Below are 19835 nucleotides of genomic sequence, written 5' to 3' on the forward strand. Positions count from 1 at the left end.
TCTTCTATCCTGCCCAAGGAAGTTTCTCCTTGAATGGAGATTTTATCCCAATTTAAAAATCGATACTTGATTGCATAGCATTCAATGTAAATAATTGAAAATCATAACTATATAAAATAATTAGACATAGACGACCACCTTAAAAATTTGTTAAATATTTCCAAGAATGCTAAACTTTCAAACCTATATGCAACCCTTTATTTTTTAAACTGTCAATAGAGCGTATAAAATTCAAAACCCAAAAAACAGTTGAATATGCTCATCAATTCAAAATCAAGAAATCACCCCAAAAAAAGTATCAAAATTGTCCTCACCTTCCTGGGCGTACTTATGGTCAATGCCTTTGTTTTGGGTCAGGACAGCTATACCATTAATGGGAAAATCACCGATAAGGATAACGGGGAAACCTTATTCGGCGCCTCCGTATTTTTAAAGAACACCAACATAGGGGTGGTCACCAATGAATATGGTTTTTACTCTATTACGGCCCCAAAAGGGAATTATGTTTTAGTTATATCCTACATGGGGTATTTGGACATTAATCAAGAAATACAATTGGACAAAGACCAAAAATTGGATTTCGAAGTTGAGGAATATACGACCCGCTTGGACGAGATTGTGGTCACCGCGGAGGAATCGGAACGTATAAGCCTCAAAAAACCTGAAATGAGCATTGCCAAACTGAATATTAAAACTGTGAAGCAAATGCCTGTGGTATTGGGGGAAGTGGATATCATAAAATCAATTCAATTGCTGCCTGGCGTCACTAATAATGGGGAAGGGTCCAGCGGATTTAATGTACGGGGTGGAGCCGTCGACCAAAATCTAGTGTTGTTGGATGAAGCTATTATTTATAATACCTCCCACTTATTGGGCTTCTTTTCGGTCTTCAATGCAGATGCCATAAAGGACATGAAGCTATATAAGGGAGGGATTCCTGCGCGTTTTGGGGGAAGGGCCTCCTCCGTCCTGGATATTCGACAGAAGGACGGGAACAGCAAAAACTTTTTCCTTACCGGAGGGATAGGGGCAATTTCAAGCAGACTTGCGGCGGAAGGCCCTATGTTCAAGGATAAAGGTTCCTTTCTGGTTGCCGGTAGAGGTTCTTATGCACATCTTTTATTAAAGGCGGCCGGTGAGAAGAACAGCGCCTATTTTTATGATTTGAACCTTAAGACCAACTATAACCTGAACGAGAACAATAGACTCTTTCTTTCCGGGTATTTTGGGAGGGATGCTTTCGATTTTGGAGATAGCTTTGATAGTAGCTATGGAAATTTATCCGGAAACCTGCGTTGGAACCATATTTTTAACGACCGTCTCTTTTCCAACCTTTCCCTTATCTATAGCAAATACGATTATGATCTTGGGATAAAAATTGAGGAATTTGAATGGATTTCCTCCATTAATAACTACAACCTAAAGTATGACCTCGCTTATTACGTAAACGACAGGTTTAAATTGGACTTTGGGGCAAGCGGCATATATTACGATTTTGACCCTGGTCAGGTACGGCCCACTTCGGAGACATCGGCCATAAACCCCTTATCATTAGATCGGAAGAAAGCCCTTGAAAGTGCTGCATACATCGATGCCGAACACAAGCTTACGGATAAGTTGACCGCACAATACGGATTGCGCTATAGTATCTTCAATCGTTTGGGCGGGCAGGCTATGGTAGATTATGCCAACGATCAGCCTGTAGTGTATAACAGCACCTTGGGCATTTACCAGCGTGGCACCGAAATCGGTGAAACGGACTTTGAAAAAGGCGAGACCATAAAAAGTTATGGCAATTTGGAGCCCCGAGTATCCCTCGCATACCAATTAAACGATGTTTCCTCCGTAAAAGCCGGATATTCCAGGGTTGCCCAATACATCCATTTGCTATCCAATACTACTTCCGTAACCCCATTGGACGTTTGGACACCTAGTGGACAATTCATTGAACCTCAATTGTCCGATCAATATGCTTTGGGATACTTTAGAAATTTCATGGACAAGACCTATTCTTTGGAAGTGGAGGCTTATTACAAAACAATTTCCAATCGGATCGATTATATAGATGGGTCAGATCTTATAGGGAACAATACCATAGAGACCGAAATCCTCAATGGGGAATCCCGTGCCTATGGTCTGGAATTTTTAGTGCGAAAGACCGAAGGTAGGTTAACCGGATGGCTTGCCTATACCTTATCAAAATCGGAACAAAGAACCCCGGGAGGTAATGCGGGAGGCCCAGGAATAAATGATGGTAAATGGTACAATACCCCTTTTGACCGTACGCATGACCTTTCCCTTACCGGTGCTTATCAGTTAAATGATAAATGGAGTTTTGGTACCAATCTGGTCTTCCAGACGGGGAGACCCGTAACCTATCCCAATGGTCAGTATGAGTATGAGGGTCTGTCCATTGCCAGTTATTCGGATAGGAATTCGGATAGATTGCCCGCATATCATAGACTGGATGTTTCTGCTACCTATGTTCCCAACAGAAAACCTAATAAACGATGGAAAGGGGAATGGGTATTTAGTATCTATAACTTATACAATCGTAAAAATGCCGCTTCAATTTCTTTTGGGCAGAATATAGAGACCGGGGCCAACCAAGCCACCCGAGTAGCAATTTTTGGAATGGTACCCTCCGTAACCTATAACTTTAAATTTTAATTAAAATGAAGACTCTTTTTAAAACCGCAATATTGTTTTTGACCCTAACCATTATGTCCTGTGAAGATGTAATCGATGTGGACGTACAAACCGCTCCTTCCAGATTAACCGTTGAGGCCTCTTTGGACTGGGAAAAGGGAACTGCTGGAAACGAGCAGACCATTAAGTTGAGCATGTCCACTCCTTTTTTTGATACCACTACAAACACTGCCGTAACAGGGGCTTCGGTAAAAGTCACCAATGATTCCAATGGAACCGAGTTTGTATTCACGGATCAAGGCAATGGAGAGTACAGTACAAGTTCCTTTGTTCCCATAGTTAATCAATCCTACACTCTGGAAATACAACATGATGGGGAAACCTATAACGCCACCGAGACCATGATGTCCGTAACGGACATCACCGAAATCAACCAATCCCGCGAGGATGGTTTTGACGATGAGGCATTGGAGGTTAATATATTCTTTACGGATCCTGAGGAAGAGGACAACTATTATCTCTTTAGGTTTCAGGAACAAGGGGATTTGCTACCGGATTTTGAGGATTTGGATGATGAGTTTGTGAATGGAAACGAAATCCCTTGGTATTATGAAAAAGACGATGACGACGACACTGAGGAATTTGTTCCTGGTGATATAATCGATATTGCCCTGTACGGAATTTCAGAGGATTACTATAACTATATCCGCATTCTGATCGAACAGTCGGGAGGTGTTGATCTTTTTGGTACAATTCCGGTAGCCCTCAAAGGAAACTGTATAAACCTTACCAATTCGGATAATTACGCCCATGGCTATTTTCGGTTAACGCAAGTGGTAAGGGCCAGTTATGAATTTGAATAACTGAAAACATTTGTTGCTGATTTGGGTTTTCCAAAGGCCGTCTAAAGAAATCATCTTCTTAGAAGTGATAGGTCAAATTTAGGCGGCTTTTTACCACCATACCACAAAGAACTTGTCAAGTTGGCCGTCTGGTTTTTTCATCCAGACCATGGGAGCATTTTCCTTGAGCATTCTAAGGTTAATTTCCATTAGGATTTCCAGATGGGATAACCACGGCACATTGTTATGTGGAGCGACGACCCATTCCGCTTTAAAAGGTATGTAATAGGTATTGGAACGGAATTCTTTTGCATTGAAATCGTCAAATTTAAGCCAATACCCCAAAACGCAATTAACGTTCAACGGTCTAATATGCACCCTTTTACTTTTAAATGGAACAAACAATTGAGCCTTAAAACAGGCTTGATGTTCAATCGTATGCGGGTTGATCCCCTTACTGGACAAAGCCATTATTCCTTCTGGGGAATGCAATAAAGGAAACTGTTCTTCCTTTATTTTTTCCATTTTGGTAAAGAACATATCCCTTTTATTGGGACCCATTAAACGATGTATAGGTTCTGATATTTCTGGGTCTATAATGTAGAATTTATAAGTGAGCTCTACATGGATCAATTTTTCGGTTTGCGCCTCCTTCAGGATAAAATCAATTTCACCAATAGTTCGGTTGCCTTCTTTAATCGGTAAACTGTGCAGTACAATTTCATAGATATCACAATACGCAATGAGTTGCTTAAAAACATACTCCATCTGATGGCCCAATCGAATGTTTTGAGGAATCGGCTGGGCTAGAAAGTGATCTAAACTGATTTCAGGAAAATTAAATTCCCGCAAACCAAATTGTTCACTTGTCCAAAGAGGTGGGGTATTTAGAAAACCATGTAACTGTTTTTGAATCATTCTAACCGGGAAGAACTGCCAATATTACACATTTGTAGGGATTATTTATTTGTGTTTGAACGTAAAATCCGTGTTTGGACCTTATAAAGTTAAGTTTTCTTTAAAACCGAAATTGATTCTTCCAAATGTGTTAATTTTATCTAATGGCTATGATGACAAGAAAAGGTTTTCGCTTCGTTCCTTATGAAGCCGCGGAACAAACTCCCTTTGAAAAACTCTTTGACATTTTTCAGGAACTTATTACGCATACCTCCGGAGATTTTGACGAGGCCATCGATTGGTTACGCGAATTGGATAAGGAATATGAACTTACCGATGAGAACTACACCATTGAAGATTTCATTGAAGACCTAAAGGCAAAGGGATATATTCGGGAAGAGTTTGAAGATGGCGACGGGCAGCCTAATGAAGGTGGAGATGGGGAAGAAGGCGAGGGTGGAAACGGTTCAATTTCCATCACTGCAAAAATGGAACGGATAATTCGCCAACGGGCCTTAGATCAGATCTTTGGCAAACTTAAAAGAAGAGGTACCGGTAATCATAAAACAGGTTCTTCCGGTAGAGGAGATGAGCATACCGGCGATTTTAGGGAATATCGTTATGGTGATGCCTTGGAACATATCTCTATGACCGAGAGCTTAAAAAACGCCCAGATAAATCATGGTGTCGGAAACTTTTCATTAAGCGAAGAAGACTTGGTAGTGGAGGATACCCACTACAAGGCCCAAATGAGTACGGTCTTGATGATCGATATTAGCCATAGTATGATCTTGTATGGCGAGGATCGAATCACGCCGGCGAAAAAGGTGGCCATGGCCCTGGCCGAACTGATAACCACTAGGTATCCAAAGGACACCTTGGACATTTTGGTCTTCGGCAACGATGCTTGGCCCATACCCATAAAAGATTTACCATACCTAAAGGTTGGCCCTTACCATACAAATACCGTTGCCGGTTTGCAGCTGGCCATGGATATGCTCCGTAGAAAGCGGAATACCAATAAACAGATTTTTATGATTACCGATGGCAAGCCTAGTTGTTTACGGTTGCCAGATGGAACGTATTACAAGAACAGTGTCGGTTTGGACGATTACATTGTTGAAAAATGCTACAACATGGCCCGGCAGGCCAGAAAACTACATATTCCCATAACCACATTTATGATTGCCCAAGACCCCTATCTCATGCGATTTATCCGTCATTTTACGGAAGCCAACAAGGGCAAGGCCTTTTTCACGGGATTAAAAGGATTGGGCGAAATGATTTTTGAGGATTATGAAACGAATCGGCGTAAACGATTAAAAGGATAAAAGCGGAAAAATCTATGGATTTGAATTATAAAAAACTTACGACACTCGGAGAGCTAAAAAAAGCAGGGTATCAAGGTAAAAGTATCAAAGACGAACTACGCGACAATTTGCGTGAAAAGATCAAAAAAGGGGAGGAGACCTTTACCGGGGTATGGGGCTATGAAAATTCCGTGATACCGGAATTGGAAAGGGCCATACTATCCCGACATAACATCAACTTGCTGGGATTACGGGGACAGGCCAAAACAAGGTTGGCCAGGCTTATGGTAAATCTTTTGGATGAATGGACCCCTATAGTGGAAGGTTCGGAAATCAATGATGATCCATTTAACCCAATATCGCGGTTTGCAAGACAACGGATTGAGGAACATGGCGATGCAACCCCTATTTCATGGTTGCATAGACAGGAGCGTTTTTATGAAAAATTGGCTACCCCGGATGTTACCGTGGCCGATTTGATTGGGGACGTAGATCCCATTAAGGCAGCCAATCTTAAGCTTTCCTATGCAGATGATCGCGTAATCCATTTTGGGATGATACCCCGTGCCAACCGGTCTATTTTTGTGATTAACGAACTGCCCGATCTGCAGGCCAGAATTCAGGTATCCTTGTTCAATATTCTTCAGGAAGGCGACATACAAATACGCGGATTTAAGCTACGCCTACCACTGGATATTCAGTTTGTTTTTACGGCAAATCCGGAGGACTACACCAATAGAGGTAGTATTGTTACCCCTTTAAAAGATCGGATCGGTTCCCAAATTTTAACGCATTATCCGGAAGATATAGAAACGGCACGGAAAATTACCGAACAAGAGTCCAATCTGGATGCCCGACAAACAAATCTGGTTTATGTTCCGGAAGTGGCCAAGGACTTATTGGAGCAAATCAGTTTTGAGGCCCGCAACAGTGAGTACGTGGATTTTAAAAGTGGGGTAAGTGCCAGAACCAGTATTACCGCTTTCGAAAACCTATTGAGTACGGCAGAACGCAGGGCATTGCTATCCGGTTCGGATAATACCAGTATAAGGCTGAGTGATTTCTTGGGAGTTATTCCCTCCATTACCGGAAAAATAGAATTGGTATACGAAGGTGAACAGGAAGGGGCGGACGCCGTTGCGGAAATACTTATTGATGATGCGGTGAAATCGGTATTCCCTAAATTCTTTCCAAAGATCAATAAATTGGAGCGAAAGGACGAAGAAACACCTTATGATGCCCTGGCACACTGGTTTTTTGAGGGCGAAGGTTTTGAGCTGTTGGACGATTTTACGGACGAAGAATACAAAAGGGCCCTGGACGGTATTCCCGAGCTAAACCAATTAATAAAGGAGTATCAACCGGATTTCCCTAAGGAAGATGTTTACTTTCTAAAAGAATTGTTGCTGTGGGGACTAGTGGCCCACAAAAAATTAAGCAAACACCGATTTACGGAAGGTTATCAATTTAGGGACCTGTACGGAAGTTTTATTAGTGGTCTGTAAATGTCCCTTCCTTTTACCATATCAGTTTTAATACTGGTTACGGTCTTTTAAAAAAAGAAAACGCCCTGATGGACAAAAATCCAATCAGGGCACCTCTTTTCATAGCAACAATTTCCCCGTCAAATTTGATAAGCCGGTAAATTAAAAATAAAGGAACTACCTTCCCTTGGTTTGCTCAATACGGTAATAGTAGTATCGTGCAAGTCCATAATTTTCTTTACAATGGCAAGCCCTAATCCATAACCTTGCTTTTTGGCATCTTTACCCACCACCTGTTTATATCGATCAAAAATAAAAGGCTGCTCGTTCATAGGTATCCCGTTTCCTGTATCCGTGATATTGATTTCAACGTTTTTGTCTTTTCGTTTTATGGAAAGGGTTACCTTACCATTGGGCTGGGTGTATTTTAAGGCATTCTCAATAAGATTTTGTAATGCCCTTTCAACCAAGCTCACATCGGCAAAGACCATACTATTCTCTTCCGGGTTCTCCAAATGAAGGTCTATTTTCTTTTGATCGGCCAGTACCTTGAATTTGGCAATAAGATCATGGGAAAGTTCGGTAATCGAAAAAGGTTCTTTTATAGGGGTTACTTGTTCCGCCTCTAGTTTTGAATACTCGAAAAGCTGATCAATGAGCTTGGAGAGCTTGTTTACATTACCATGGGTAATTTTAAGGTACTCCTGTTTGTCATTTTCAGAAAGGGAATCCCTTTTCATTTGAAGCGTCTCTATGTATCCCTTTAGAACGGCCAATGGGGTTCTTAAATCATGGGATACGTTGGCAATAAGTTCCCTGCGTAACAAATCCACGGATTTCATCTTGTCCATATTGCCGACGATAGTATCCGCCATAGTATTGAAGGATTTGGCAAAAACTTCGATATCCGATTTCTCAGGGTTTTCAATTCGCGCCTTAAGGTCACCCTCTTGGAACCTCCGGATAGTACCCGTTATAAGGCGTAGATTTTTGGTAAGGAACCAAATGCTTAACAATCCGAGTAGCGCCGTAAAAAAAGTAGTCAATAAAACGGCCCGTATTCCCAATTTTGCGAAATACTGCCCCAAAAGATTACTGCTTACCAATTGAAACTCCTTGCCTTCAAGAACAATATAGATGTATCCCTCACGACCATCAATATTAAATTGTGCCGCAGAGAATATCTTCTGTTCCCCGGGATTTCTAGGATCATCTCCCAACACAAAACTGTTTCCATCATTCTGTATAAAAGATTTTATAGGAGAAAGGGAAACACTTTGTTGTGGTGCATTATCTCCATGGTCAAGGACAACAGAATATAAAATCTCACCGTTTTTATTCAATAGATATACCTCTATTCCGCGATTTACGGCCATCATATCGTGCATCAAATCACCAAAAAGTGCTTTGTTGACTGTGCCGTCCTCAAGAAATGGTGAGGCATTTTGAAACTTTTCCTCTATTACATGATTGGCCAGTTCGGCATTAAGGTTCTGTGTAGTTTCCTGGTAGTATTTATTGGCAAAATACCCCGTAATAACGATGTAGGATATACCCATTAGGAGTATAAGAAAGACAAATACCAGCCAGAGTTTTTTTACCAATCGTGGTGTAAGGGTCTTTTGGGAATTGCTCATACGGCTATGTCTTCATTAAACTTGTAACCTACGCCCCAAGTAGTTAGAATATAATTGGGTTGGGCCATATCCGATTCAATTTTGGCACGTAAACGATTTATATGGGAATTTACCGTATGCTCATAGCCCTCAAAATTGTAGCCCCATATCATGTTCAATAATTCGGTGCGGGTATAATTGCGTCCTGGGTTGGAGGCCATTAAGGTAAGCAGCTCAAATTCTTTAGGGGACAATTCTACTTTTTTGTCCTTCAGCAGTACTTTTCGCTTATCAATGTCTATAAAAAGGCCTTCCGCAGAAATAGTGGAGGTATCTTTTTTATCCCCATGCACCATATCCGTTCTTCGCAGCACTGCTTTTATCCTGGCCAAAAGCTCTCGTATGCTAAAGGGCTTGGTAATATAGTCATCCGCTCCTATTTCAAGCCCAAGTACTCTGTCAATTTCCTCGGATTTGGCGGTCAACATAATTATGGGCGTACTTTTCTCCGCCCGTAATCTTTTACAAATTTCCGTACCGTTCATGGAAGGTAGGGTCAAGTCCAATAAAATTAGGTCATAATCGTTTTCCAATGCCATTTTATAACCTAATTTGCCATCGGTAGCCCTTGAAGTAGCGTAGTTAAGATCGGTGAGATGTATTTCAAGTAGCTTTACTATCTCAAGATCATCTTCAATAATCAGCAGTTGTTTCATAGTTAGTTGGATACGAAAGAAATTAAAAAATATCACATAAGTATCACGGGTAATTCAAAAATACCCTTCAAATTTTATTGATCCAATAATAGATACCCACGGATATCGCGAAAAAATTATTTTTCATATAGCCGTAATTTTTCCTTAAGCCTTACATTTCTAGGCAAAGGTTTTTGTTTTGGCGTATAAATGCATTTTTCAAAAACCGACCTGAAACAAAAAAACTCCAATATTTAAGGACCTTCCAAGGATTTGGAGAAAATACAAATCTTATTCCCAAGAATCGATTTGTCGGTTTATATCGTCAAATCGATAATCACCAATTAGGATTTTTCTATAATGAAATGCCAATAAGGTAAATCCCAACAACAAAAAATGTAAAAATAGGATCAAAGCCCCGATTGGAAGGAATGTTTTTGGAATGATATGGTTTTCATACATGGTATAGCTCATCAAAATATAAATGGATTCGATGAACTTGAACACATAAAGCAGAAAGATGATGTAAAGGGCGTATTCCAAATTTCGCATCTGGGGATCGGTAACTTCATCCTGGGTAATCTTAAACCAGAGTACATATAAAAATGTAAAATGGGCTACCGTAAGCAATGGAAAAATATAATTGTCCGGCTTAAGGAAATAGAATTTATTGGTATAAAGCCCATAAAAGTTAAGGACAATCAATGCTCCAAGCACGAACATGGAAACATATACACATCGCTTCCATGGCATCCATCGCAAAATCGAATTCATGTCAAAATATTTTTAGGTTTCGGGGAACCCAAAGGTTCAAGATCTAAAACGGGACTGTATTACGGTTTATTTCAAATTTTCGATGAAGAGCAATTAATGTTGCCAAATGCTAAAAAAGTGTGGTGTCCTTTCCCTCATCGGAAAAATTTGGGATAAATTAACCTGTGTCAAATCCATTTCAAGAAACATGAAGTGAATTTTGCCGACTTTTTCCCGTTTTCCTTCAAGCTTATAACTATACCTTTTTCATTTGAAACATAAAATTCGGCAAAAAAGTTTTAAGTCCGCTATCCAAGCCAAAGTTTCCTTGCGGAAATCCGTGCAAAAATTACTAATCCTACGCCAATCAGAAGAATAAGTATGGGCATACTGATTTCCCCGGGTCCATACACCTCTAGATTATTGCTTATAAAAAAGGAATGGATCATTTGTACCAGTATCCCGATTAGGGAGATGACAAGCACAGGTCTTGCCCATTTTTTCCGGAGCAGTAGGGCTATACAGCCCAACAGACCGCCCCAAACCGCTAGGGCAAATGCTGCCGTGGCCCAGGCCGGGCGTGTTTCCAAAAGCAATCTCTCCGGTTCCGACAGGGCGGCTAGGGCTTCTTCAGTCATAAATGCCTGTTGTAGATAGGCCAATACGCCCATAAGGTTCCAAAGCAATGCTACGATACTGACTATCCAAAACCATACGGGTGGTTTTTCAATCGATTTTGCGGTCATAATTCAAAAGGTTGATGGTTAAATACCTTACAAAATACAAAAAAGCAGTAGTTTGTGGAGGATATTCGATTACCTATATCAGTTGATTATGAAAGAGAACTACAGTTATATCCTAAGAGTGCAATATTTAGGCTTTAGGTACAGCGGCTGGCAAAAACAACCCAATCAAAAAACCGTGGAAGGTATGCTTGCCAAAACACTGAAGTTTATAATCTCTGATGTGCAGTTCAAAATTTTGGGAGCGGGTAGGACGGATGCCAAGGTATCCGCATTGGCCGCAGCGTTTACTTTAACCCTTAGGGAATCCCCATTGAAGGATATGAATGGTTTTGTGGCGCTCTTCAATGAGAATCTGCCACCGGACATCAGGATAGTATCGATGCAGAAAGTAAAATCGGACTTCAACGTAATCCAAGATGCTAAAATCAAGGAATATGTGTATTTGTTTTCTTTTGGACAAAAGAACCATCCTTTTTGTGCCCCTTTTATGGCTAATTTTTTGGAGGATTTGGATGTTAAGTTGATGAAGCGGGCGGCCAAGCTATTTGTAGGTACCCACGATTTTTCATCATATACATCCCGTCTGCAACAAAATACAAAAACCGTCCGTACCATTGCGTCTTGTGAACTAAAAACAAACACCCTGCTCAAGGCCAATTTCTTTCCGAAACACAGTTACGCATTACATGTTAATGGAGCGGGCTTTATGCGATACCAAATCCGAATGATGATGGGCGCATTGGTGCAATTGGGCAAGGGGGAGATCGGCATGGAAAAAATAAGTGCTTCCCTGATATCAGGTTCGGAGACACGATTCACCTATGTAGCTCCAGGATCCGGTCTTCTATTGAATGGATTGGAATTTATAAAAGACATGCCCTAGATCTCCTTTAGTGAGACATTCAAAAATGCACCGAGGAGGCTACCCATAAAACCCTATAAACAGACCTGTTCAATATTGAAATAGAAATTTAGGGAAACGGCCGTAGCACACGTTTTTAAAGGGTTTGGAAAATGGGTTTATATCATTTTTTGTACATTGTTGAAAAACGCATTGCATGCCATCCTGGTTCTATATTGTATTTTTAGTCCTTGGTATATACTTGATCATTAGCGTACTGCTCTATTTCCTGCAGGATTATTTAATGTTCAAGCCGGAAAAGCTTCCTAAGGATTTTCAGTTCTATTATGAAAATCAGGAGACTGAGGAATACAATATTGAGACCAGGGACGGGGCTATTATCAACGGGCTCCGGTTTAAGGCCAAAAACCCCAAGGGATTGGTATTTTACTTAAAAGGCAATTCAAAAAGTATTCGGGGTTGGGGTAAATTTGCCGTTGATTTTACCCGCCATGGATATGATGTACTCATGGTGGATTATCGCGGATTTGGCAAAAGTACGGGCAGGCGCACCCAAAAGGCCATAAAAAGGGACTTGCAGGTTATCTATAATAAGGTCAAGGAAAACGTTAACGAAAAATACATTATTCTCTATGGGCGCTCTTTAGGCTCAGGTTTTGCTACCAAATTGGCTTCCATGAACAATCCAAGAATGCTCATTTTGGATGCGCCATACTACAGTCTAAGCAAAGTGGCCAAACGCTATCTTCCCTTTATGCCGTTGTCCTTGCTGATCAAATTTCCCATGCCTACCCATAAATGGTTGAAGTATGTTAAATGCCCCATCCATATTATTCATGGTACGGATGATAAGCTGATACCCTATAAAACCAGTGTTAAACTTTCCAAAATACAACCAAAATTAACCACATTGCATACAATTATAGGAGGCGGCCATAAAAACTTGAATACCTTTGAATCGTATCATAAGATATTAACGGATATCATTACTACAAGACCGAAGGAAGTTAATTTAGAGGGCTCCAGCATAAATGTGAGACATTCAACTAAAAAGATCAATGCGCAGACTTAAGAAGGTTGGTATAGCCCTTGGCGTCCTCTATTTGGGACTTGTATTTTTGGCCTATTTTTTTCAAGAACGCTTGATTTTTTTCCCCGCAAAGATGCCTGTGGATCATACCTACGATTTTTGTCAACCCTTCGAGGAGTTTTTTTTGAACACGGAGGACGGTGCAAGATTAAATGCAGTGCATATCAAAAACGATAGTGAAAATGGGGTGGTCCTTTATTTTCATGGCAACTCCGGAAATGTATCGCATTTGTACCATGTCGCCAATCGAATTTCCAATAAAGGGTATGATGCCATTTTTGTAGACTACAGAACGTATGGTAAGAGTACCGGAGCCTTAAGCGAAGAAGCCCTAAACAAGGATGCCCAACTGTTTTACGATTACGCTCTAGGGCAGTATAAGGAAAATGAGATTATCGTGTACGGACGGTCCTTTGGTACCGGTATTGCCTCCCGATTGGCGGCAAAGAACGCGCCCTGCCGTTTAGTTTTGGAATCTCCTTTTTATAGTGCCGTGGACTTGGGAAAACATCGCTTTCCTTTTTTGCCCGTATCCCTACTTTCCAGATACCGGTTCCCGTCCCACGAATACCTAAAGGAGGTCAATTGTCCGATCTATATTTTTCACGGCACCGAAGACTCGGTAATACCCTATGATGCGGCAAAAAGATTGTACGAATCCATTCCCGGTAAAGCAAAAGAAATGTTCACCATTGAAGGGGGAGGGCATAATTACTTGCAAGCTTCCACCGTATTCCGTAAGGGGATCGAGGAAGCCTTGCGCTAACCTATTCAAACAAATCCGAAGAGAGATAGCGATCACCCCGATCACAGACAATGGAAACCAGAGTACCGCTTTCCAAGGTTTCCGCCAAACGTAAAGCTACTGTGGCCGCACCGCCACTGCTCATCCCTGAAAAAATACCTTCTTCCTTGGCCAGGCGTTTGGCCATTTCCTTGGCTTCATCCTGACTCACCTCCATAATCCGATCCACTTTGGAGGCATCAAAAATCTTGGGGAGGTATTCCTTGGGCCATTTCCGAATACCGGGAATACTGGAATTATCCGTAGGTTGCACCCCAACAATTTGTATAGCCTTGTTCTGCTCCTTTAAATAGGTAGAAGTTCCCATAATGGTGCCTGTAGTTCCCATGGCCGATACAAAATGGGTAATTTGGCCCTCGGTATCCCGCCAAATCTCCGGTCCGGTCGTTTTCAGATGCGCCTTCCAATTATCGTCATTGGCAAATTGGTTGACCATGGTAAAACCTTCAGTTGCAACCTTGGCTTCGGCATAGTCTCGGGCACCTTCGATCCCCCTTTCAGAGGACGTTAAAGTAACTTTGGCCCCATAGGCCCGCATGGTCTGTACTCTCTCCTTGGTAGCGTTTTCCGGCATTACAAGTTCAATATCCAATCCATAGACTCCTGCGATCATGGCCAGTGCAATCCCCGTGTTGCCGCTGGTCGCTTCGATCAATTTGGACTCCTTTGAGATATCGCCCCGCTCCAGACCACTTTTTAGCATATTGTATGCCGCACGGTCCTTGACACTTCCGCCCGGATTATGCCCCTCCAGTTTAAAGTAAAGTTTCACATTAGGATTTTGGTTCAGCACCCGGGATTCCACAAGGGGGGTATTCCCGATCAAATCCAGGATATTCTTAGACATTGGAAGAGGTTTTGATCTTAATTTCAGGGGTGTGAAAAACGGTGGAATGGGGAGGAATGGAATCGGTCAACCAGGCGTTACCACCAATAACGCTATGTGCCCCAATAACGGTCTCCCCACCTAAAATGGTGGCATTGGCATAAATGGTAACATTGTTTTCAATGGTGGGGTGACGTTTCGTTTTTTGCAAATCCTTGGCAACATACAAGGCGCCAAGAGTCACCCCTTGGTAGATTTTAACGTTGTCCTTGATCAGGGCCGTTTCGCCTATGACCACCCCCGTAGCGTGGTCTATAAAGAAAGACTTGCCAATTTGTGCCCCGGGATTGATATCCACCCCCGTCTGTCTATGCGCATATTCCGTCATCAATCTAGGAACCAAAGGAAAACCTGCCTTATAGAGTTCATGTGCCAAGCGATAGATGGCAATGGCATAAAACCCTGGGTAGGCCATATATACTTCCTCAATGGATAATGACGCTGGATCGCAGTTAACAATGGCCTCGGCATCAAGATTCAGACTTTCCAATATTTCGGGCAGTTGAACCACATAGTTGTCCCAAAGCATTTTACAAGGTTCGTCCACTTCCCAACAGGCGAGATTTACCAAGGCGTCAAACTCCTTTTCCAGATATTCCAGATTCTCCGCCACCGGGGTATCGCTGTCAAAAAGGGTGTAAAAAAGGCGATTGGTAAAGCCCTCTACCTTTTCCTTCAATACAAACCTAAGATTGGGTTGTTTTTTATGAAGATTTATTTTTTCAATGATTGATTGATGGTCCATGGGAAAATTCTTATACGCTCAAAATTAACCAATATTTCAAAAGCGGTAACCCCTAAATGGTTAACTTTAGCTTAAAATAACAACTGCTAGGTCGTATGTTACAGCCATCAATTTCCAAGAAGTCCTTGGGTTTTTTAAAAAAACTGGAAAAAAATAACAATCGGGAATGGTTTAATGAACACAAACCGGAGTTTAAGCAGCATGAGGCCGATGCGAAGACTTTTTTTTCGGGAGTCATGGAAAATCTTAAGTTGCATGACGATATAGACAGGATGAAAGTGTTCCGAATTTATCGGGATGTCCGTTTTTCCAAGGACAAGAGTCCGTACAAGTCCCACTTTGCCTGTTCCTTTTCCCGTGCCGGTGCACGTTTACGTGGGGGGTATTATGTACAACTAAAACCGGGTGGGAGTTTTTTGGCCACCGGTTTTTGGGATCCCAACAAGGAAGATCTGTTCAGGATACGTAAGGAATTTGAACTCGATGCTTCGGAATTCAGAAACATCATCAACGATGAGAATTTTAAGCAAGTCTGGGGAGATTTGGTTGGGGATGGCGTAAAAACCGCACCCAAAGGTTTCGATAAGGAACACCCGGATATTGACCTGATAAAAAAGAAGCAGTTTATATTTGTCCGGAATTTTTCGGACGATGAAGTAACATCGGATGGTTTTTCAAAGACCGTTGATGATTCGTTCCAGGCCATACGACCTTATTTTGATTTGATGAGCGATATCTTGACCACCAATCTCAACGGTGAATCGCTTTTAGACTAGGACAGGCTCCTCAAAAAATTGTATTTGATCCTTTAACCGATCAATGACCATGCCCATCATGCGCTTGTTCAATGCCGAGGAGTTTTGGATGTAGTTTTGGTATTCCTCTATAGTAAATTGACCGATGATCATCCCTTTTAGGGAATTCCTGAATTTAATGTCCTTTTGAATGGCATTTTCGATGTATTCCAAACGTTTGTCCGGCGTTAAATCGTAGAAACCATTTTTATGTTTCCTAATATAATTCCCAAAAGCCGCCAGCAGCAAAGGGTTCTGAAACTTGATAATGGGCCGTAAGGTTTCGTTCTGGAAACGCGCTTCATCGGTCATTTCAAGGGTGGTTTTAGCTTTTGGAATGTCAAGACGGATTTTTAAAAGAGAATGGGACCTATCGCTCATGTCGAGAAGTTTCTATAAAGTTAGCGGTTATTGCGTATCCCAATTTTGGAAAATGGTGAAGTTTTCAACGGGTTTATGAACAGATGGAAAGGGTTTTAAGTGTTAAGTGTTAAGTGTTGAATTTTGAGTTTTGGAATTTGGGTTTTGCGTTCAGCGAATAGCGTTTAGCGTTTCAAGTTTCTAGTTTCAGATTTTGCCTTTTGAATTTTGAGTTCTCCTTTTTGAAGTAATTTTTAATTAGTTCCATTAGATTTATGAAATCATAGTCGATAGACGTAATGTAACTAGTTCTGAAAAAAAGGGGCCAAAACAGTCCTTAAGATTTATTGGCATTTACACAAAATTACGTTTGGATTGAACCAATTTGTAAAAATATTTTATTTTACGCTTATCTATAAAATGCACATAACATTTTGAGTAATTTCATTAATCTTAAACTACTGAACGAAATGCTCAAAAATTTACTGCTCTTATTTTTTATTTTTTTTTATTTTAATATTCACTGTCAAATTGATACTATTAATTTGGTTTCATGGAATATTCGAGATTTTGGGAAAACAAAAAATAGTGCTGAACTTGAAAAGATTGCCGAAATAGTACGAGATACTGATATACTGGCGATTCAAGAAGTCGTAGCTGGTTATGGTGGTGCTCAAGCGGTAGCTAAACTATCGGATATTCTTAACAGAAAGGGAGCCCAATGGGATTATGTAATCAGCAACCCTACCAATAGTCCTAAATATGCCACCGAACGTTACGCTTTCATTTGGAAGACAAAGAATATCAAAATAAAGAATAGAGGTTGGCTACTTGATGAATTGAATCCGACCATAGACAGAGAACCCTTTTTGCTGAATTTCTATTTGAACAAGCAAAAATTCACTGTAATTAATTTTCACTCTAGACCATACAATAAAAATCCTGAAAGTGAAATAAAAGCTTTGAGTTTTTTTGTCGTGGATTCACTAAAAACCCCTTTAATAATTGCCGGTGATTTTAACGTGGATGAAAAAGAACCCGTTTTTGGCCTTTTGAAAAGCAAAGGATATAAAGCAACTATTACCAATCAAAAAACAACATTGAAAAAGACTTGTAAGCGGGGAGACTACTTAAATTACACTATAGATAATATTTTTTATTCAAGCGATATTAAAAGGGTTGATGGAGGAGTGATAGATTTTGTTCAATTTTGTGATAACCTTGAGCTGGCTAGAAAATTATCAGACCATTTGCCTGTCTTCTTTGAATTCATTTTGGAATAAGTTTCGTCTCTTTTATGTTATCAATTAACTCTAAAAGAGTTGCAATTGAAAAATCTTATTGAATTTTCTTTATTTCGAGAATCGTATTCTCAATTAAAGTTGGAATATTGCCACTACGAATAGCCTCATAATTGACTTCTAACCCATTATAAACATCAACAGCGGTGCAGAAAGCAGGATTTACATAATACTCATCTGAGAAGTTTTGTTTTAAATATCTATATGCTATATCGGCAAACATTCCCAGTTCACTTTTTTTATATCCGTTAAGTTTTGAAATAAACCAAATAGCGCCAATTTCATTACTTCCATTTTCAGAGAATGAGAAAACATGATTTGGTTTTGCTTCAACAGGAAAACCTTTAATATCCAGAATGGACTTATTCTTCGGTTGTACATGAAAAACTAAATTGGTTGCGGGTTTCAAATTTTGAAGATTAAAATCCTTAAAATTGTTTAAAATGTCAATATTTCTCTGAAATTGATTCTTTATTCTTTTGATTTCGGAGTGTTTAATTTTCTCTGCTAATTGTTGGATTTTTTCATCAAGTAAAGAGGTATTTCCATTTCTGAAAGCATTGCTAATTGCACTTAAACAGCTAATCCAATAATCTCCCCCACCAGAGTTATCCTCTGCACCTTTTTCCTTCTTAAGGTTATTGACAAAAGTCTTTTTTGTTCTCTCCGTTTTCCGGCGAAAATCAATTAAATTCTTAACCGTTACTTTTTTCATGCCTATTAGTTTTTGCTGTATTGCCCCTAAAATTTGAGAGGGGAAAAGCCCTACATTTTATAGATTAAATTTTTAAAACACTTCTAAACTTCTTCATTTGTCCAGCGGTTAGTACTTAAATAAAAGTAGCTGTCACTACATATACAGATACCATTGATATAAAAAATATAATGCTTAATAGGCATCCACCTTTTTTAGATTTAGAAAATGTCTTCCGATAAGTCAAACCAGGGATACCTGTTCTTAAAGAGTAACCTTTAGAACTTAAACTTCCTCTTTTGTTTCTATAACTCGGGGTAATACCTGATTTACTCACATTTATTCCCAGCCCCTTCCCTAACTTGATACGCTTGTTAAATCTAAATGCCATGTTACTCGCTCAAAATAAATTCTCTTATTATCTTCTCCATATTGGAAGGTAAATCTGCTTGTTTGATTTCAAAATTTTTGACTCCCATTTCTTCAAGCCACTTATTCCAGTAAGCTCTAATAACATCTTCTTCATGAGGGTTTTTATCGCTCGGATTTATCCCTAGAACCAAAACTTCCAAATTTGACAGCTCCTCATTTGCTTTAAGAAATCCAAAATCTTGTTGGTAAAATTTTTCTTTCCAACCAGTATTGTTAAATCCAAAATGCTCTATATCCTGAGGTGTTAAATATGTGGTTCTATTACCTTCTTTGATTCTTGTATTCTTATGAAATATGTAGCCATCAGTTAGAACTACCAAAATATTCCGAGACCCACCTTCAATACAATAGTCACTTACTTTGTTCTTGAAAAACCTCCAAGTGTCCGAACCAACATAATGATCATCCTTTATTGCAGCTTCATAAATCAGCTTGGAAATACTGTCATATTTTTTACAAGTACTCAAGATTTTCTCCTTCGTAACATTGTCTTTATTAAAAGATATTTTTAAGATGCTTAGTTTCTTGTTGAGAGTATTATCAGAAGGTTCAGGATCTATAAAAACTTGGATTTGATCATTTATCCTTATCATTTTCTTGTTCATCACATGAGCTTCAAAACTTTTTGCAATTGATTTTAAATACCCTACATCTCTCAAATAGAATTCCATTGCGGGAGATGGATATTTTTGGGGATTTATGCGATCCGACAGGTCTAAAAGCACACTAATATTCAAGTTTTCTCGATTGGGCGATAACTTTGTGATTTCATGGTCATGAATGGATTTCTCCGAATTGGAATCTTCTTTACATGAGCTATGGAAAGCTGATGTCAGAATAGACAACAGTATGGCACAGAAATACTTTTTCATTA

At 40.0% G+C, this 19835-nt stretch carries 20 protein-coding genes; 9 read left to right on the plus strand and 11 right to left on the minus strand.

Annotation, left to right across the window (positions count from 1 at the left end):
* The first annotated feature begins 255 nt into the window (after positions 1 to 255).
* Together ACP2AF_RS14990 and ACP2AF_RS14995 are read left to right on the plus strand one after the other, a co-directional pair.
* Entirely contained in the window at positions 256 to 2670 is a 2415-nt protein-coding gene (locus ACP2AF_RS14990; protein WP_425236958.1) for a TonB-dependent receptor, read from the plus strand.
* Positions 2671 to 2675: 5 nt separating this feature from the next.
* Entirely contained in the window at positions 2676 to 3512 is an 837-nt protein-coding gene (locus ACP2AF_RS14995; protein WP_425236959.1) for a DUF4249 domain-containing protein, read from the plus strand.
* 90 nt (positions 3513 to 3602) lie between these two features.
* On the opposite strand, the gene ACP2AF_RS15000 is transcribed toward ACP2AF_RS14995, so the two are convergent.
* On the minus strand, positions 3603 to 4409 hold the full coding sequence (locus tag ACP2AF_RS15000) for a DUF1853 family protein (protein ID WP_425236960.1): 807 nt from the start codon (positions 4407 to 4409) through the stop codon (positions 3603 to 3605).
* 143 nt (positions 4410 to 4552) lie between these two features.
* On the opposite strand from ACP2AF_RS15000, the gene ACP2AF_RS15005 reads away from it, so the two are divergent.
* Positions 4553 to 5719: a vWA domain-containing protein gene (locus ACP2AF_RS15005; RefSeq protein WP_425236961.1), complete on the plus strand. Its 1167-nt coding sequence runs from the start codon at positions 4553 to 4555 to the stop codon at positions 5717 to 5719.
* 14 nt (positions 5720 to 5733) lie between these two features.
* Positions 5734 to 7203 (plus strand): magnesium chelatase, encoded by a 1470-nt coding sequence (locus ACP2AF_RS15010; protein WP_425236962.1) that lies wholly within the window; start codon positions 5734 to 5736, stop codon positions 7201 to 7203.
* A 119-nt stretch (positions 7204 to 7322) separates the two neighbouring features.
* Here the strand turns inward: ACP2AF_RS15010 and ACP2AF_RS15015 are convergent, their stop codons facing one another.
* The 4 genes from ACP2AF_RS15015 to ACP2AF_RS15030 form a co-directional block, all read right to left on the minus strand.
* Positions 7323 to 8819: an ATP-binding protein gene (locus ACP2AF_RS15015; RefSeq protein WP_425236963.1), complete on the minus strand. Its 1497-nt coding sequence runs from the start codon at positions 8817 to 8819 to the stop codon at positions 7323 to 7325.
* On the minus strand, positions 8816 to 9514 hold the full coding sequence (locus tag ACP2AF_RS15020; protein ID WP_425236964.1) for a response regulator transcription factor: 699 nt from the start codon (positions 9512 to 9514) through the stop codon (positions 8816 to 8818). The genes ACP2AF_RS15015 and ACP2AF_RS15020 overlap by 4 nt, the downstream gene beginning before the upstream one ends.
* A 270-nt stretch (positions 9515 to 9784) precedes the next feature.
* Positions 9785 to 10267 carry a hypothetical protein gene (locus tag ACP2AF_RS15025; protein WP_425236965.1) on the minus strand — a complete coding sequence of 161 codons (483 nt, stop codon included), beginning with the start codon at positions 10265 to 10267 and terminating at the stop codon, positions 9785 to 9787.
* 287 nt (positions 10268 to 10554) lie between these two features.
* A complete protein-coding gene (locus ACP2AF_RS15030) occupies positions 10555 to 10992 on the minus strand; it encodes a hypothetical protein (RefSeq protein ID WP_425236966.1) in 438 nt (145 codons plus the stop codon).
* Positions 10993 to 11080: 88 nt separating this feature from the next.
* Between ACP2AF_RS15030 and truA the strand changes: the two genes are divergently transcribed.
* The 3 genes from truA (at position 11081) to ACP2AF_RS15045 (ending at position 13710) form a co-directional block, all read left to right on the plus strand.
* Positions 11081 to 11875, plus strand: coding sequence for a tRNA pseudouridine(38-40) synthase TruA (gene truA, locus ACP2AF_RS15035; RefSeq protein WP_425236967.1), 795 nt, complete (start codon positions 11081 to 11083; stop codon positions 11873 to 11875).
* Between the two features lie 175 nt (positions 11876 to 12050).
* A complete protein-coding gene (locus ACP2AF_RS15040) occupies positions 12051 to 12926 on the plus strand; it encodes an alpha/beta hydrolase (RefSeq protein WP_425236968.1) in 876 nt (291 codons plus the stop codon).
* Positions 12913 to 13710: an alpha/beta hydrolase gene (locus ACP2AF_RS15045; RefSeq protein WP_425236969.1), complete on the plus strand. Its 798-nt coding sequence runs from the start codon at positions 12913 to 12915 to the stop codon at positions 13708 to 13710. The genes ACP2AF_RS15040 and ACP2AF_RS15045 overlap by 14 nt, the downstream gene beginning before the upstream one ends.
* A 1-nt stretch (position 13711) precedes the next feature.
* Here the strand turns inward: ACP2AF_RS15045 and cysM are convergent, their stop codons facing one another.
* A complete protein-coding gene (gene cysM / locus ACP2AF_RS15050) occupies positions 13712 to 14596 on the minus strand; it encodes a cysteine synthase CysM (RefSeq protein ID WP_425236970.1) in 885 nt (294 codons plus the stop codon).
* Complete coding sequence (gene epsC, locus ACP2AF_RS15055; RefSeq protein ID WP_425236971.1) at positions 14589 to 15380, minus strand: serine O-acetyltransferase EpsC; 792 nt, start codon at positions 15378 to 15380, stop codon at positions 14589 to 14591. Before epsC ends, cysM begins: the two co-directional genes overlap by 8 nt.
* 95 nt (positions 15381 to 15475) lie before the next feature.
* Here epsC and ACP2AF_RS15060 point away from each other — a divergent pair, with 95 nt between their 5' ends.
* Positions 15476 to 16156 carry a DUF2461 domain-containing protein gene (locus ACP2AF_RS15060; RefSeq protein ID WP_425236972.1) on the plus strand — a complete coding sequence of 227 codons (681 nt, stop codon included), beginning with the start codon at positions 15476 to 15478 and terminating at the stop codon, positions 16154 to 16156.
* On the opposite strand, the gene ACP2AF_RS15065 is transcribed toward ACP2AF_RS15060, so the two are convergent.
* Positions 16148 to 16555, minus strand: a complete 408-nt coding sequence (locus tag ACP2AF_RS15065) for a glyoxalase (RefSeq protein ID WP_425236973.1) — start codon at positions 16553 to 16555, stop codon at positions 16148 to 16150. The two genes, ACP2AF_RS15060 and ACP2AF_RS15065, sit on opposite strands and share 9 nt — an antisense overlap.
* A 449-nt stretch (positions 16556 to 17004) precedes the next feature.
* Between ACP2AF_RS15065 and ACP2AF_RS15070 the strand changes: the two genes are divergently transcribed.
* Positions 17005 to 17817, plus strand: a complete 813-nt coding sequence (locus ACP2AF_RS15070) for an endonuclease/exonuclease/phosphatase family protein (RefSeq protein WP_425236974.1) — start codon at positions 17005 to 17007, stop codon at positions 17815 to 17817.
* Between the two features lie 55 nt (positions 17818 to 17872).
* Here the strand turns inward: ACP2AF_RS15070 and ACP2AF_RS15075 are convergent, their stop codons facing one another.
* From ACP2AF_RS15075 to ACP2AF_RS15085, 3 genes are all read right to left on the minus strand, one after another.
* The gene (locus ACP2AF_RS15075; protein ID WP_425236975.1) at positions 17873 to 18550 is read right to left on the minus strand and encodes a hypothetical protein; all 678 of its coding nucleotides are present in this window, start codon (positions 18548 to 18550) and stop codon (positions 17873 to 17875) included.
* Between the two features lie 115 nt (positions 18551 to 18665).
* Complete coding sequence (locus ACP2AF_RS15080) at positions 18666 to 18920, minus strand: DUF4236 domain-containing protein (RefSeq protein WP_425236976.1); 255 nt, start codon at positions 18918 to 18920, stop codon at positions 18666 to 18668.
* 1 nt (position 18921) lies between these two features.
* A complete protein-coding gene (locus tag ACP2AF_RS15085) occupies positions 18922 to 19833 on the minus strand; it encodes a hypothetical protein (RefSeq protein WP_425236977.1) in 912 nt (303 codons plus the stop codon).
* Positions 19834 to 19835: the final 2 nt, after the last annotated feature.

It is taken from the genome of Ulvibacterium sp. (genome assembly GCF_965248315.1).
Taxonomy (GTDB): Bacteria; Bacteroidota; Bacteroidia; order Flavobacteriales; family Flavobacteriaceae; genus Ulvibacterium.